Source organism: Acidisoma cellulosilyticum, assembly GCF_020621385.1.
Classification (GTDB): domain Bacteria; phylum Pseudomonadota; class Alphaproteobacteria; order Acetobacterales; family Acetobacteraceae; genus Acidisoma; species Acidisoma cellulosilyticum.
Window position 1 is genome coordinate 32,116 of the sequence record NZ_JAESVA010000008.1, and the last position, 13,395, is coordinate 45,510.

The following is a 13,395-nucleotide window of genomic DNA, read 5'->3' on the forward strand; positions in this document are numbered from 1 at the left end:
CAGAAACTTCTATTGCGATTCGGTATCATAGTTCGGTGCTCTGTACTAGGCCGTCTTCCGTCGCCGCCAGATGGCAGGCGGCAAGACGGCCATCCCGCAATCGCACGAGTTCGGGCCGCACTCTGCGGCAGTATTCGATCGCGACCGGGCAGCGCGGGTGAAAAGCGCAACCGGGCGGCGGGTTGACCGGGCTCGGCAACTCCCCCCTCACAGCGGCCTCGGCACTGCCCCGACGGCTGGGGTCAAGCTCCGGAGCCGCGTCAAGTAGCGCGCGTGTATAAGGATGACGTGGGTGGGCAAACAACGCCTCGGTCTCTGCCAGTTCAACGACCCTGCCGAGATACATAACGGCGACGCGATGCGACAGATGCCTTACCAGCCGCAGATCATGGGCGATGAACAGGACCGTGAGATGCAGGCGTTCCTGCAGTTCCAGCAGCAGATTCACCATCTGGGCCTGCACGGAAACGTCTAGCGCTGAGACCAGCTCATCGGCAATCAGGCAATCAGGCTCCAAAGCCAGGGCGCGGGCAATTCCAATGCGCTGACGCTGGCCTCCGCTGAACTCGTGCGGACGCCGGCCTGCTGCGCTGAGAGGCAGATGCACAAGATCCATCAGCGCCGCGATCCGCGCCGGCATCTCTCGCCGCGGGCAGATGCGGTGCACGGAGAGCGCCTCCGCGATCGTGGCACGGACGGTCATGCGCGGGTTAAGCGAACCATAGGGATCCTGGAACACCATTTGCACCCGCCGATTGAAGCGCCGCAAGGCAGCACCGCGCAATGCGACGACATCGAGCCCGTCATAGGTGACGCTGCCCGAATCGACGCGGTGCAGCCGCACAAGGCAGCGCGCGAGCGTCGACTTGCCGCAGCCGCTTTCACCGACAATGCCGAGCGTCTCCCCGCGCCGCACGGACAGATCGACCTCCGTCAGCGCATGGACGCGGCGACGCGGCTCGCCCTTCACAAGATCCATCAGGCTTCGGCTGCGCGCGAAGGTCTTGGTGAGCTTCCGCACCACAAGCAAGGGCTCGCCCGGCGCGGAACCCGTCTCTGGTGCGTTGGCCGTTGATTGAGCGACGGCGCTCATCGTCATACTGCCGCCCATTCGTTCGCCTCCAACTGGTCCCAATGGACGCAGGCGGAGAGGCGACCATCGGACAACGAGACGAGTGGCGGACGTGCCGTGGCGCAAGCGGCAGTAGCGTAAGCGCAGCGTGGCATGAAGGCACAGCGCTCGCCCACCGTATCGGGTGCAGGCGGCGCACCGCCGATCGGCCGCAACGGCTGCCGGGCGTGCCGCGCATCCGGCACCGAACGCAGCAGGCCCAGCGTATAAGCGTGATGAGGGGCCGCAAAGACCGGGCCGACGGCACCATACTCGGCCACACGCCCAGCGTAGAGCACGGCCACCCGATCGCAGCTTTGCGCAACCACGCCAAGGTCATGGGTTACCAGAATCACCGCCATCTTCAGCGTCGCCCGCAGATGCATCAGAAGCTTCAAAATCTGGTCCTGGATAGTGACATCCAGCGCCGTTGTCGGCTCATCCGCCAGCAGCAACGTCGGGTTGGAGGCGAGCGCGATGGCTATCATTGCGCGCTGCCGCATGCCGCCTGAGAATTGATGCGGATAATCGTTCACGCGCTGCGCCGGGGCCGAAATGCCGACAAGGTCAAGCAACTCCACCGCGCGGGCTTGGCGGGCAGAACGGCCAAGATCTGTATGCGCCACAAGATTCTCTAGAATCTGAGCGCCGACGCTGAGAACGGGATTAAGCGCCGTCATCGGCTCCTGAAAGATCATGCCGATCTCTCGGCCCCGAATAGCGCGCATCTCGGCCTCGCGGAGCGGCACAAGGTCCCTGCCCCGCCACAGCACTTGGCCGCTCACCCGCCCCGGCGCACGGATAAGACGCAGGATGGAGCGCAGCGTCATGCTTTTGCCGGAACCGGATTCGCCGACGAGTCCAAGGATTTCCCCTGGCTGCACATCGAGATCGACGCCGTCAACCACCGTCACTTGGCCGCGCTCCGTCGCGAGCGTCGTACGCAGCCCGCGTATAGAAAGCAGTGGAGTGGTCATCGCTTCACCGCGAGCAGATCAGCCACGCCATCCCCAAGCAGGCTCAGCCCCGTGCCGCAGAGCACGATGGCGATACCGGGGAAGACCGACATCCACCAGGACGTATCCATGAAGTTCTTGCCGTCGGACACGAGCACGCCCCATTCGGCGGTGGGCGGCTGCGCGCCAAGGCCAAGGTAGCCGAGGCTGGACCCGAGCAGAATATCGAGTGCCATATCGGTCATCCAGTAGACGACGACCGCGATCAAAGCATTGGGCAGCAGATGGCGGAAGATGATCCGCAGATCGCTGTAACCCATCACGCGCCCGGCCGCGGCAAAATCCGCCTGCCGCAACACCATGATTTCCGACCGCACCAACCGTGCATAGAAGACCCAGCCAACCGCGGAGACGGCGATATAAACGTTGACAAGACCAGGTCCGAGCACGGCGACGATCGCGATGACCAGCACCATAAACGGAAAGGTTACGACGAGATCGACGACCCGGCCGAAGATCATATCGGCGATACCACCGTAATAGCCGACGAGAGAGCCGATGATGGTACCGACAATAAGCGGGGGGATCGTGCAGAAGAGCGCGATCTGGATATCGACCTGCGCCGCCCAGATGATGCGCGACAGCTCGTCACGTCCGAAATTGTCGGTGCCCAGCAGATGGATCCAGCTCGGCCCGACCTGGAGGTTGCTGTAATCGAAGGATAGCGGATCATAGGGAGCAATCCAGCCCGGAACGATCGCGCAGACCAGAAAGAACACTGTGATGATAATGCCAAGCGTGAGCGGCACCGAAATCCGCAACCGCTTTCGACGCAATGATGCCTCCGTCGGGGCCTCCGCAAGCGTCGGTAGAGCGCCACTCATCCGTTCAATCTCGGATCCAGCCAGCTTTCGGCGATATCGGTCAGCAGGAAGACGAGCGAGACCATGACGGCGAGCACAAGCGTGACACCTTGCACCACCGGATAGTCGCGGCCGAAGATGGCCTCCACCAGAAGGCCACCGATGCCGGGCACCGCGAAAACATTCTCGACGATCACGGTATTGCCGAGCAGCGTTCCGACATTGAGGCCGAACAGTGTCAGCGTTGTAATCAGCGAATTCCGCAGCACGTGGCCGGTCAGCACGCGCCACGGCGCGATGCCCTTGGCACGAGCGAATTCCACATACTCAGCGCGCAGCACACCGATCACCGTGCTGCGCAGGCTGCGCATGAGAATGGCCGAGAGACCGATGCCGAGCGTCAGCGCGGGGAGAAAGAGGTGGTAGAAGCCACTGACGACGCCATTGCCGATACCACCGACCGGAAACCAATGCAGCCGAGCGCCAAGGAAGCCAAGCATCAGAAGCCCTATGTAGAAGATCGGCGTCGAAAGCCCCACTTGGAAAATGCCGCGCAATGCGACATCCGTCAGACGGTTCTGGTGCAGTGCCGCGACAAAGGCGAGCGGTAGCGCGAGAATCAGTGCGAAGATTGCGGCCATGACAACAAGGATGAGCGTGACCGGCAGGCGCCGAGCAATGACCTCCGTCACCGGAATACGTTCGCTGACTGAGATGCCGAGATCACCATGCAGCAGGCGCCCGACGAAGAGCAAGAACTGCACCCAAACTGGCCGGTTGAAGCCAAGCTGCGCGTTGATACGGGCGAGAGCCTCCGGCGTCGCATGGATGCCGAGCAGGGCCGCCGCCGGATCACCGGGCAGCAGCCGGATCAGCACAAACACCACGATCCCGATGAGGACGAAAGTCGGGATCATCTGCAACAATCGGCCAGGAAGCCTCGCCAGCATAATGGCGCCCCTTATTTCTCGAAATATGCCATGTCGAAGATATCGTTGCCGAGGGGACTTTGCTGGAAGCCGACGACATTCTTGCGCGTCGCCACCGCGAAGGGCGTCTCGTACATGAAGAACTCGGGCGCCTCGGCCACGTAAATCTGCTGGATCTGTTTATATTCCGCGGCCCGCTTGGCAGGGTCAAGTTCGGTCTGGCTTTGTTCAAAAAGCTTGTTGACGGTGGGATTGTTCCAGCCGCTATAGGCGCTCTTGATGTTGGGATAATAGGCGGAGTAGTCGGTCATCTCGTTCGGATCGGCGATGTCATTTGTCCAATAAGCAGAGAGAACCTGGAAGTTGCTGGCATTGCGGTGGTTGTCCAGCGTCGTCTCATCCATTTGCTGGATTTTCAGTTTAACACCCAGAGCCGACCACATCTGCTGAACGAGCGTCAGCGTCGCCGTATCGTTCGCCTTGCCCGCCTGCGCCAGCGCCGTCAGTTCAAAGCCCTTGTCGTAACCCGCTTCCTTCAGCAGCGCCTTGGCCTTCGCCATGTTGAAGGGATAGGCTGGACCGTCCCCGCCGTAATAAAGCGGTGTGGTGGACGAAAAGAATGAATGCATCGGCGTGCCGAGATCGTGCGTCACGACTTTGATGATTGCTTCCTTGCTGATGGCGTAGTTCAGCGCCTGACGCACTTTCGTGTTCGAAAGCGGATTCGGCGTGCCATCAGCCAGCTTGGGGAAAACAGAAAGCTGCAGATAAGTCACCTGCGTCGAAGGAAACAGATCCACCGTCAGGTTGGGGTCGGCCTGCAACTCCTTGACCCGCACATAGGGGATAAACTCAGTCGCATCGATCTGCCCGGCCTGCAACTGCAGAATGCGTGTCGCATCATCGGGCACGATCGTAAGGTCAACCTCATCGAGATAAGGCAGATGGCGGCCCGCCTTATCCGTGCCGAAGTAATAGGGGTTGCGCTTCAGCACCATTTTGCTGCCGCGCTCCCAAGAACTCAACACGAAAGGGCCGTCGCCGATCGGGTGCAGCGCAAAATTATTCGCCTTCTCGGTATCGGTCGCTCCCTTCGCGGCCTCGAACAGCTTGTGCGGCATGATGGCGGAGTTGAAGGTCGCAAGTGCAGCCGGAATGCTGGGGTCAGGATTTTTCAGCGTGATAAGAATGGTATTGTCATCGGGCGCAGAGACATTGGCGATGGACGCGAGCAGAAAATTCCAGATGCCTATGTTCGGGTTGCGCGCCCGGTTCAGCGACCAGATCACGTCATCGACCGTCACCGGGCTGCCGTCGGCGAATTTCGTGCCCTGGCGCAGCTTCAGCGTATAGCTTTTGCCATCCGCCGAGGCGCTCCATGCCGTGGCGAGGCCGGGTAGAAGCCCCTTCCCATCCGGCGCCGGTAAAATCAGCGTGCTGTAGAGGTTGGTCAAAATCCAGATATCAGCATTCGCGTTATTCAATACCGGATCAAGAATCTCGGAATCCGTATTGCGCGCAAACCGAAGCGTGCCACCCATGACCGGGTCGGCATAAGCGGTGGCATGCACCGTGAACAATGTGCCAAATGCGAAAGCGGTTCTTAGCAACAACGACTTCATGGATGCCTGCCCCGATTGATCATGTCGGGTCCTGGCCCGAATTCGGTTTTAGCCTAAAAGGACCAGCTAAACGGTGTCAAACACAATGAGCAGACATTTCGCAAAGATCCGCCCATTTTCCAATGCGCCCTGATTAAAGTTGCTGCATCCGTCTATAAAAGAGGCATCGTAATCCTATCGTCACGCGCAAGTCACCAAAGCTCCGGACCGATGACCGAAAGCGCGAGGCTAGTCCAATAAGGCGGATGAATGCCTATACCGTTAGCAATTACCTTTATGTTGTCTGAGCAATGATAGTTGCCTTATCCTGCCGCGCCTCGGTCCGACGCTGCGACAACGCAGCGATCACTTGCCGCCGTCCACACTAAGCGTCTGCCCGCTGATCCAGCCCGCATAGTCACTCGCGAAGAACAGCACGGCATTGGTGATATCAGCGACCGTGCCGAGGCGCCGCAACGCGATTGTCTCGACAAGACGCTTTTGCCCGTCCGACCCATAGGCCTCCCATTGCCGTTCCGATGTCGGGTTGGAGCGGACGAAGCCAGGCGCGACGCTATTCACGGTGACGCCAAAGGGGCCAAGTTCATGCGCCAGTTGACGGGTCAGCCCGATCTCCCCGGCTTTGGCCGCAGCATAGGCCTGGATGCCGGTCAGGCTTACGCCGATGCCGGCACCGCTGGAAATAGTCACAATGCGGCCATGGCCTGCGGCCTTCATGGCGGGAATAACAGCCTGCGCCATGAGAAAGGCGCCTGTCAGATTGACCGCCAGGATCGCCTGCCATTCCGAAAGAGTAACCTCCTCCACCGGCTTGCCGGCCTGGCCGCAAACGCCGCCCGCGCTGTGCACCAGGATATCGACAGGTCCGAAGCCCGCGATCACCGCCTGTACGGCGGAAGCATCCGTGACATCCAGCGGAGCGGTTTCCAGACCATTCTGCTCTGCCGCGGTTTCTTTCAAACCCGCCGTGTTGATGTCGAGTCCGAGCGTCGTCGCGCCGAGCTCCGCAAAGGCGCGGGCAATGCCGCGGCCGATGCCGTGCCCGGCGCCGGTCACGACGACGCGCTGCCCCTCAAAGCCAATTTTCATCACGCACCCTCCGCCATGGATTGCGCAAGTATCTCAAGATTTGCACGCTCCAGCACACGGCCCCCATCTTCGATCTCATGGATCATCGCGACGAGCCGCGCCGTCACCGGCGTCGCGATCCCCAGTGCGGCGCCTTCAACCAAGATCGGCCCAAGCTGCGCGTCGACCTCTGTCTTGCGCCGGCGGACGGCAAGATCGCGCCATATGCCGCTATGGGATTTCGCCGAGCGGCGATTATGCGCGACCATCTCGGCCATGGACGCATCGACGGCTCCTGCCGCGCCGCAGGGTGCGAAGGCCAATGGGTCGAAACCGTTGAAGCCGCGCGGCCGGATGCCTTTCGCGGTCGCGACGGCCATGGTCTCCCGCGCGGTTGCCGCCAGCACCGGACGGTGCGCCTCCATGGCGAGCACATCCGCAATCGAATCATCGGTGACGGCGGTCGCGAAAAGCAGCGCGCCATAGCCGAGCTTGCCCCAGAGATAGCCGAGGATGTCATCCGTGACGATCGCGCCAGGCTCGAACAGTGTCAGCAGATGATGCAACGCCTCGACGCGCGGCGTGCGGCTTCCATCGATCTCACCCAACACGCAGGCACCGCGGCCACCGTAGAGGATAAGGCCCGGTGACAGGTAATCGGCGCCGAAATTGATGAAGGCACCGATAACCTGACTGATGCCTATGACGTCGCCGATGACAAATTCATTCAACCCATTCTGGAAGGACGCGACGTAGCCCCCCTCCGCCAGATGCGGCAGCAGCGCAAGAGATGCTGCCTCCGTGTGATGCGCCTTCACGCAGAGCAAAATGCAGGAGAACCGGCCCACCACATTCTGTGGCAAAGCCGCCCGCACCGGAACCGAGAATTGCTCGATCGGCCCTTCGATGGTCAGACCGTCCTTGTTCATGGCGGCGACATGATCGGCGGCACTATCGACGAACAACACATCCTCGCCCGCGCGCACCAGATAGGCCCCGATTGTGCCGCCGATGGCGCCCGCTCCCCAGATCAGGATCGTCTCGCGCGGGTCTTCCTTCACGCCCAAGGTCCTTCAATTAGCGCACGGGTTTCCTCGACGGCCACGGCCCAGATGGCGAGCATATCCTCGTCGCTGCGCTGATAGACGCCGCCGTAATTGCCGTCTCCCAGCATGCTCCGCACACCGGCAGGATTATGCAGGCGCAGCCGGTCGAGATCGATCATCGGCTTCTGCGCCTCCGGGCTGCGGACATTCGCGAGCCTCGTCCAGGGGAAGTTTTCCATCCAGGAGGCATGAGACGCGATCGGGTCTGTCTTCTGCACCATCTCCCAAGTCCTGGGCGAATTCCACCAGCTATGGAAACGCACCGTGGTGCCGGGGTGGTCGGCCATCCATTCAATCGCGAGGCTGCCGGCCGGCGCGTTACCGCCATGGCCGTTGCACAGCATAATCCGACGGAAGCCGCTGCGATGGAGCCCATCCAGAATATCGCGCACGATATGGACATAGGTTTCCAGCCGCAGCGAGACGGTGCCTGGGAATTCCTGAAAATAGGGCGTGAGGCCGTAGGCAAGAACCGGAAACACCGGCACGCCGAGCGGCTCGGCCGCGTCCAGCGCCACGCGCTCGCTGAGGATGCTGTCGACGGACAGGCTGAGATAGGCATGCTGTTCCGTGCTGCCCAAGGGGACTACGCAACGGTCATCGACACGCAGGTAAGCCTCGACCTGCATCCAGTTCATTTCGCTCAACCGCATAGGACCTCCTGTGGTACGGTGATCGCCGTCTTGGTTCGTAGCGCATGCAGCATCGGCAGCACGCTGCGCTCGATGTCACCCGGATCGGGGGAATGTCGGTATTCGAGCGAAGGGAAGCCCTCGGGCAGGCGCTCCAGCACCGCCTCCGCGCCTGTGGCATAGACAGTGACATCGGCGCTCGCCAAAACGGCACCGAGTTCGGGTGCATCCAGGACGGTCGTCGCGACTTGCGAGACATGTGGCGCAAAGCGCGCGACGCCCGCCTTCATCATCACCAGCCACTCCGGGAACAAAGACACGACCGCCACCCGGGCAAAGGGGTCGAGCGCTGCCAGCGCTGCCCGCACATGCTCAGCCGGCAGAAACCCGATTGCGACCAGCGCCGGCGCCTGGGGCCCAAGAAGCGCCGCGACCTCGGGCCGCCGGTCGGGGATGGTCAGCACAAGATCGGCGCCCGCCGCCTTCAGCCGTAGGCCAGGGTCGCAGCGCAGCGCCTCGACCGTCACGGATGTCACCCGATCGCCGGGCGGCAATCGCGCCTCCACGGCCGCGGCATAATCCCGCGTGGCGGTGGCGAAAACGCCGACGAAGACTAGCCGCAACCCGTCGGAAGGCCGCGCTTGAAGCCTTGTCTGGACGAGCGCCAGAATGTCCGGTCGGTCCAGACCCAGCGCCTCCGCGTCGCTCAGCAATGCGTCGATCCTTGCGCGCAACTGCTGCAACCCGCTGCGCCGCGCTTTGTCCTCCGCGCCGCTCCACGCAACGAAAGTGCCGGAGCCGCCGCGTCCTTCCAGCAGTTCCACCTCCTTTAGCTCGCGATAGACTGTCGCGACGGTCATCGGCGCGATACCGATCTGCGTCGCGAGTTCCCGCACCGAGGGCAGGCGCTCGCCGGGACGCAACTCCCCGCAGGCGATCCCGTATTTGATACGGCCGCGCAGTTGCACGCCCAGCAGCACAGGGAGGGATCGGTCGAGAGCGAAACTCATCGTCACAGCGACGGCACCGAATCTATCCTCCCACCAAAGGTCCAGCGGCGAGACGCTCGCAGCGTCACCGTATTACAGGACTAGAACACAAGACCCGGCTCCAATCGCTGTAACGCAATGGTCCAAAGCAAGGATCATGCCTCGTTTTACCAGTCGATGGTGCGCCGCTTGCATGAAAGCGTTCTAAGAAATTGTAACAGTGGAAAGCCCTAAGATCATGGCCGAGACTGCTGAAGAAACCGGCACCGCGCCGCGTGCCTGGATATATCCGGCCCTTGATGCCGCAGAGATCGCAGCCCTCAATGCCAAGCTGGCCGAGGTTGTCGCCCTCCGTCATCAGGGGCGCTTGACCGCTGCCCAGCATGCGGACCTCGTCGCTGCCATCGAGACCCAGACACGCCATGCCGAGGCGCTGCACCGCGTGCCGCTTCAGAACGCGGATGAGCCAGCCTTCGTTCGCGCGCCGCTCGGGGATGGACGATGACTGGCATGGATCTCGCCTTCGCCACCATCCCGGAACTCGGTGCTGCGCTGCGGGCGGGCAAGGTCTCCGCAGTCGAGCTGGCGCAGCTCTGCCTCGCGCGGCTGGAGAGGGACGGGCGCCGCCTCAACGCCGTCGTCACACTCACCCCTGAGATCGCGCTGCGCGAGGCGGCGCTCGCCGATGCGGAGCTGCGCAACGGGCTCGACCGCGGGCCTCTGCACGGCATTCCTTACGGCATGAAGGATATCGTGGCCGTCGCTGGCGTGCCGACGAGCTGGGGCGCCGCACCCTTTCGAGACCAGGTCCTCGCGCAGGAAGCGACGGTCACGAAGAAGCTCCGTGGCGCGGGCGCAGTGCTGGTGACGAAGCTTGCGACCGTCGAACTCGCCGGCGGCATGGGTTATAAGAACCCCGCCGCCGCTTTTACCGGCCCCACTGCCAATCCTTGGGATGAAGGGTGTTGGACCAGCGGCTCCTCCAGCGGTCCGGGTGCCGCAATCGCCGCTGGGGCCGTGCCCTTTGCGATCGGCAGCGATACCAGCGGATCCATCCTCTTCCCGGCAGCTTTCACCGGCGTCGCCGGTCTCCGCGCGACCTATGGCCGTGTCAGCCGCCATGGTGCGATGACCTTGTGCTGGACGCTCGATCGCCTGGGGCCAATGGCCCGCACGGCCGAGGACTGCGGGCTCGTGCTGGATGCGATTGCCGGTCACGACCCCGCCGACCATGCGAGCCTGCGTGAGCCCTATCGCTACGGCGGCCGTGCCAGACGCAAGCGCGGCTTCCGCTTCGGCGTCATCGAAGGCTGCTGTGAGGGGATAGAGCCCGAGGTTCAGGAAAATTTCGAGGCCACGCTCGATCTGCTGCGGCAGATCGGGACGTTGGATAGCGTAGAGCTCCCGGATTTCCCCTATGGTCCAATGATCAGCACGATCGTCGCCGCCGAGGCTTATGCCGCTTTCGACGATTTTATCGCTGCCGGTGGCTTGGCTCAGCTCAGCTCGCCCTTATCGGCCGGCCATCGCCTTGCCGCGTCGATTTTGCCAGCGCATGACTACATCCGGGCGCAACGCATCCGCCATATTCTGGCGAGCGCGTTCACCGGTCTTGCCGCCGGCTACGATGCGCTGCTGGCACCCAGCCTCGGCGTAGTCGCGACCGGTCTGCATGACGATTTCGAGCTCGGCCTGCCGCGCGCGTTGGGGCGACGGCCGCTCAACCTCGCGGGCGTGCTGACCGGCTCACCGACGATCTCGGTCATCAACGGTTTCGGCGCCAAAGGTCTTCCCACGGGCATCCAATTTGCCGGCGCGCCCTTGTCGGAAAATGTCATCCTCGACGCAGCCTCGGCGCTGGAGGACATGACCGATTGGGCGTCCCGTCGGCCGCCCAATTTCTTGGCTCAATGCGCCTAGCTTTTGAGCAGCGCGCTCATCAACGCGAACCAATAAGCACCGCACGGGTGTTGTCAGGTCGTTCAGAAGAGCTCAGATTTTTTGAGTTGGAGTTGTAAGATCATGCTGTTGGTGGGAGGCGGGCTAAATCTCGCCAGATGCGCAACGCTGCCTCCCGGAGGGAGCGGTATTGATTGGCGGAGATGAGACGGCGGCGAAGCTGAAAGTGACCATGAATGCAGCCGTGAGCGCATAGGAAACGCCGCGCCTGGCGCATCGACTTGAACCGCTGCACCGCCCAAAGCCCCAGGGATAAATGGCACCTGGATGAGGTATTCATCCTGCCTAATCTGCCCGGCGAGGCAGGACTTGTCGTTTGCCTCGCAACGCCTGTCCTCATTGCCGCCCGATCGGGCGGCAATGAGGACAGGTTTGCTGATGCCGCTGAACCCGCCACACTCCCTTGCCCCTGAAGCCGTGCTCGGGAGCATTTTGGGCGACGCAATGCAATAATCGGCCCGTTATTCCCTGGAGGAATAAACATTATGGCTTCGTGAGGACTGACATCAATTCTCCGGAATAGCAATACTCCTCCTCACGAGCAGGAATTCAGGTTGTTGAGACTGCTCATCACACGAACGCCGCCTGAGCAGTGGTGGCAGGATGGAGCGCGGAATGTCTAATCTAGAAGGAAAAGTCGCCGTTATTACTGGTGGATCGAGCGGTATCGGTCTTGCGACGGCTAAGCGCTTCGTCAATGAAGGGGCTTATGTCTTCATCACCGGTCGACGGCAGTCCGAACTGGATAATGCCAAGGCCGAGATTGGGAAAAACGTCACGACAGTCCAGGGCGACGTGACCAATCTGGCTGATTTGGACCAGCTCTACGCTACCGTCAAAGCTGAAAAGGGCGTCGTCGATATCGTGGTCGCAAATGCCGGTTTCATCGAGCACGCCCAAATTTTCGATCTATCCGAAGCCCATTACGATAAGACGATGGACATCAACGTCAAAGGCGTTGTCTTCACGGTCCAGAAGGCTCTGCCGCTGATGACCCGTGGCGGGTCCATTGTTGTTGTATCTTCAATCATTAATGTGAAAGGTGTTCCTGCCCACGGCACTTACGCCGCCGCGAAAGCGGGCGTGCGCGCTTTGGTGCGCGTTTGGACTCAGGAACTCAAAGACAGGCGTATCCGGGTCAATACGCTGAGCCCCGGAGCGACGGAAACCCCGATCATTCGCGGCCAGTTTGATAGCGATGAAGCGTCGGACGCTGCAAAGACCATGTTCGCCTCGATAACACCGCTTGGCCGTCTCGGTCTCCCCGAAGAACTTGCGGCCGCTGCATATTTTCTAGCGTCGGATGAGTCGAGTTATATCACTGGCATCGATCTTCCGGTCGATGGCGGCTTGGCCCAGGTTTGAGTCGTCTCGATAAAGCCCCCCCTCAGATCTATTTTATTGAGCGTCGAGGGGGGCCAGGCTTCCCCCTTCGCAAGCAAGTGAAGCTGGTCCTTTCCAAGGACCTCAAAACTGTGGCAGCGCCAATTTCAAAACACTGCAACGTTCGAAAGCAATCGACATGTCGACATATTTTGTAATGATCCGGGAAAAGACCACCGACACTGCATCACTCGCGGAGTACGGGCCAAGGGCGTCTTTGGCAGCTCAGAACCATCCCTTGAAGCCGCTTGCCGTCTACGGTGCGCTCGATCAGCTTGAAGGCGATGCTATCGAAGGTGCCGTCATCCTACAATTCCCCGACATGGATAAGGCGCGCGCCTGGTACGACAGTCCGGCCTACCAGGCCGCCGCCAAGTTCCGTCATGCTGGATCGAAGTCGAAAGCCTTCTTCATTGAAGGCATCTAAGATACAGGAAATACGCGGCCCCCTGGCTTGAAAATCGTCTTCCGCAGTCCGGATCTGCGGGTCTCGCTTTAACCCACGGCTGCTTTCAGCCGGTCAGTTTCAGACTTCAGCCGCCGGGCCTGCAGCCACCGCGGCATCAAACATCGCATCGCCGGAAAGGACATCGAGAGCAGCGCCTATCTTGGAAAACACCGATGGTTCGTCGAGCAGACGTTCGCCTGGATCTCCCGGTTTCGCCGTCTCACCGGTCGCTACGAACGCAGAGCCGACATCATCTCGCGTTCATCTGGACGGTTTGACTATCGTCGCTGCTGGTTAACAGAGGATAGCTGCCGCATAGCGTCTTGTTT

At 61.4% G+C, this 13,395-nt stretch carries 13 protein-coding genes and 1 pseudogene; 5 read left to right on the forward strand and 9 right to left on the reverse strand.

Annotated elements, in window-relative coordinates; all coding sequences use genetic code 11:
• Positions 1–25: 25 nt before the first annotated feature.
• From ACELLULO517_RS20155 to ACELLULO517_RS20195, 9 genes are all read right to left on the reverse strand, one after another.
• On the reverse strand, positions 26–1,111 hold the full coding sequence (locus ACELLULO517_RS20155) for an ABC transporter ATP-binding protein (protein ID WP_227309228.1): 1,086 nt from the start codon (positions 1,109–1,111) through the stop codon (positions 26–28).
• Positions 1,096–2,088 (reverse strand): ABC transporter ATP-binding protein, encoded by a 993-nt coding sequence (locus tag ACELLULO517_RS20160; protein ID WP_227309229.1) that lies wholly within the window; start codon positions 2,086–2,088, stop codon positions 1,096–1,098. Before ACELLULO517_RS20160 ends, ACELLULO517_RS20155 begins: the two co-directional genes overlap by 16 nt.
• Positions 2,085–2,951: an ABC transporter permease gene (locus ACELLULO517_RS20165; protein WP_227309230.1), complete on the reverse strand. Its 867-nt coding sequence runs from the start codon at positions 2,949–2,951 to the stop codon at positions 2,085–2,087. Before ACELLULO517_RS20165 ends, ACELLULO517_RS20160 begins: the two co-directional genes overlap by 4 nt.
• Positions 2,948–3,880 carry an ABC transporter permease gene (locus tag ACELLULO517_RS20170; RefSeq protein WP_227309231.1) on the reverse strand — a complete coding sequence of 311 codons (933 nt, stop codon included), beginning with the start codon at positions 3,878–3,880 and terminating at the stop codon, positions 2,948–2,950. The genes ACELLULO517_RS20165 and ACELLULO517_RS20170 overlap by 4 nt, the downstream gene beginning before the upstream one ends.
• 11 nt (positions 3,881–3,891) lie before the next feature.
• Positions 3,892–5,481, reverse strand: coding sequence for an ABC transporter substrate-binding protein (locus ACELLULO517_RS20175; RefSeq protein ID WP_227309232.1), 1,590 nt, complete (start codon positions 5,479–5,481; stop codon positions 3,892–3,894).
• 345 nt (positions 5,482–5,826) lie between these two features.
• The gene (locus ACELLULO517_RS20180) at positions 5,827–6,570 is read right to left on the reverse strand and encodes an SDR family NAD(P)-dependent oxidoreductase (RefSeq protein WP_227309233.1); all 744 of its coding nucleotides are present in this window, start codon (positions 6,568–6,570) and stop codon (positions 5,827–5,829) included.
• Positions 6,570–7,610, reverse strand: a complete 1,041-nt coding sequence (locus ACELLULO517_RS20185; protein ID WP_227309234.1) for a ketopantoate reductase family protein — start codon at positions 7,608–7,610, stop codon at positions 6,570–6,572. Before ACELLULO517_RS20185 ends, ACELLULO517_RS20180 begins: the two co-directional genes overlap by 1 nt.
• Positions 7,607–8,308 carry a creatininase family protein gene (locus ACELLULO517_RS20190; protein ID WP_227309235.1) on the reverse strand — a complete coding sequence of 234 codons (702 nt, stop codon included), beginning with the start codon at positions 8,306–8,308 and terminating at the stop codon, positions 7,607–7,609. The genes ACELLULO517_RS20185 and ACELLULO517_RS20190 overlap by 4 nt, the downstream gene beginning before the upstream one ends.
• Positions 8,299–9,297: a GntR family transcriptional regulator gene (locus ACELLULO517_RS20195; RefSeq protein WP_227309380.1), complete on the reverse strand. Its 999-nt coding sequence runs from the start codon at positions 9,295–9,297 to the stop codon at positions 8,299–8,301. The genes ACELLULO517_RS20190 and ACELLULO517_RS20195 overlap by 10 nt, the downstream gene beginning before the upstream one ends.
• A gap of 217 nt (positions 9,298–9,514) precedes the next feature.
• Here ACELLULO517_RS20195 and ACELLULO517_RS20200 point away from each other — a divergent pair, with 217 nt between their 5' ends.
• The 5 genes and pseudogenes from ACELLULO517_RS20200 to ACELLULO517_RS20220 all read left to right on the forward strand — a co-directional run.
• Positions 9,515–9,781, forward strand: coding sequence for a hypothetical protein (locus tag ACELLULO517_RS20200; protein WP_227309236.1), 267 nt, complete (start codon positions 9,515–9,517; stop codon positions 9,779–9,781).
• Positions 9,778–11,196 (forward strand): amidase, encoded by a 1,419-nt coding sequence (locus tag ACELLULO517_RS20205; RefSeq protein WP_227309237.1) that lies wholly within the window; start codon positions 9,778–9,780, stop codon positions 11,194–11,196. The genes ACELLULO517_RS20200 and ACELLULO517_RS20205 overlap by 4 nt, the downstream gene beginning before the upstream one ends.
• A gap of 654 nt (positions 11,197–11,850) precedes the next feature.
• Positions 11,851–12,600 (forward strand): SDR family NAD(P)-dependent oxidoreductase, encoded by a 750-nt coding sequence (locus ACELLULO517_RS20210; RefSeq protein WP_227309238.1) that lies wholly within the window; start codon positions 11,851–11,853, stop codon positions 12,598–12,600.
• Between the two features lie 157 nt (positions 12,601–12,757).
• On the forward strand, positions 12,758–13,045 hold the full coding sequence (locus ACELLULO517_RS20215) for a DUF1330 domain-containing protein (protein ID WP_227309239.1): 288 nt from the start codon (positions 12,758–12,760) through the stop codon (positions 13,043–13,045).
• A 111-nt stretch (positions 13,046–13,156) separates the two neighbouring features.
• Positions 13,157–13,318 (forward strand): annotated as a pseudogene (locus ACELLULO517_RS20220) (IS5/IS1182 family transposase); the annotation flags it as partial.
• Between the last annotated feature and the right edge of the window lie 77 nt (positions 13,319–13,395).

What these genes read in the sequence shown, in the direction of transcription:
- ACELLULO517_RS20190 (WP_227309235.1), bottom strand. Translation starts at nt 8,308, where the DNA reads ATGCGGTTGAGCGAAATGAACTGGATGCAGGTCGAGGCTTACCTGCGT.
- ACELLULO517_RS20155 (WP_227309228.1), bottom strand. Translation starts at nt 1,111, where the DNA reads ATGGGCGGCAGTATGACGATGAGCGCCGTCGCTCAATCAACGGCCAAC.
- ACELLULO517_RS20195 (WP_227309380.1), bottom strand. Translation starts at nt 9,297, where the DNA reads ATGAGTTTCGCTCTCGACCGATCCCTCCCTGTGCTGCTGGGCGTGCAA.
- ACELLULO517_RS20175 (WP_227309232.1), bottom strand. Translation starts at nt 5,481, where the DNA reads ATGAAGTCGTTGTTGCTAAGAACCGCTTTCGCATTTGGCACATTGTTC.
- ACELLULO517_RS20180 (WP_227309233.1), bottom strand. Translation starts at nt 6,570, where the DNA reads ATGAAAATTGGCTTTGAGGGGCAGCGCGTCGTCGTGACCGGCGCCGGG.
- ACELLULO517_RS20205 (WP_227309237.1), top strand. Translation starts at nt 9,778, where the DNA reads ATGACTGGCATGGATCTCGCCTTCGCCACCATCCCGGAACTCGGTGCT.
- ACELLULO517_RS20170 (WP_227309231.1), bottom strand. Translation starts at nt 3,880, where the DNA reads ATGCTGGCGAGGCTTCCTGGCCGATTGTTGCAGATGATCCCGACTTTC.
- ACELLULO517_RS20210 (WP_227309238.1), top strand. Translation starts at nt 11,851, where the DNA reads ATGTCTAATCTAGAAGGAAAAGTCGCCGTTATTACTGGTGGATCGAGC.
- ACELLULO517_RS20160 (WP_227309229.1), bottom strand. Translation starts at nt 2,088, where the DNA reads ATGACCACTCCACTGCTTTCTATACGCGGGCTGCGTACGACGCTCGCG.
- ACELLULO517_RS20165 (WP_227309230.1), bottom strand. Translation starts at nt 2,951, where the DNA reads ATGAGTGGCGCTCTACCGACGCTTGCGGAGGCCCCGACGGAGGCATCA.
- ACELLULO517_RS20215 (WP_227309239.1), top strand. Translation starts at nt 12,758, where the DNA reads ATGTCGACATATTTTGTAATGATCCGGGAAAAGACCACCGACACTGCA.
- ACELLULO517_RS20200 (WP_227309236.1), top strand. Translation starts at nt 9,515, where the DNA reads ATGGCCGAGACTGCTGAAGAAACCGGCACCGCGCCGCGTGCCTGGATA.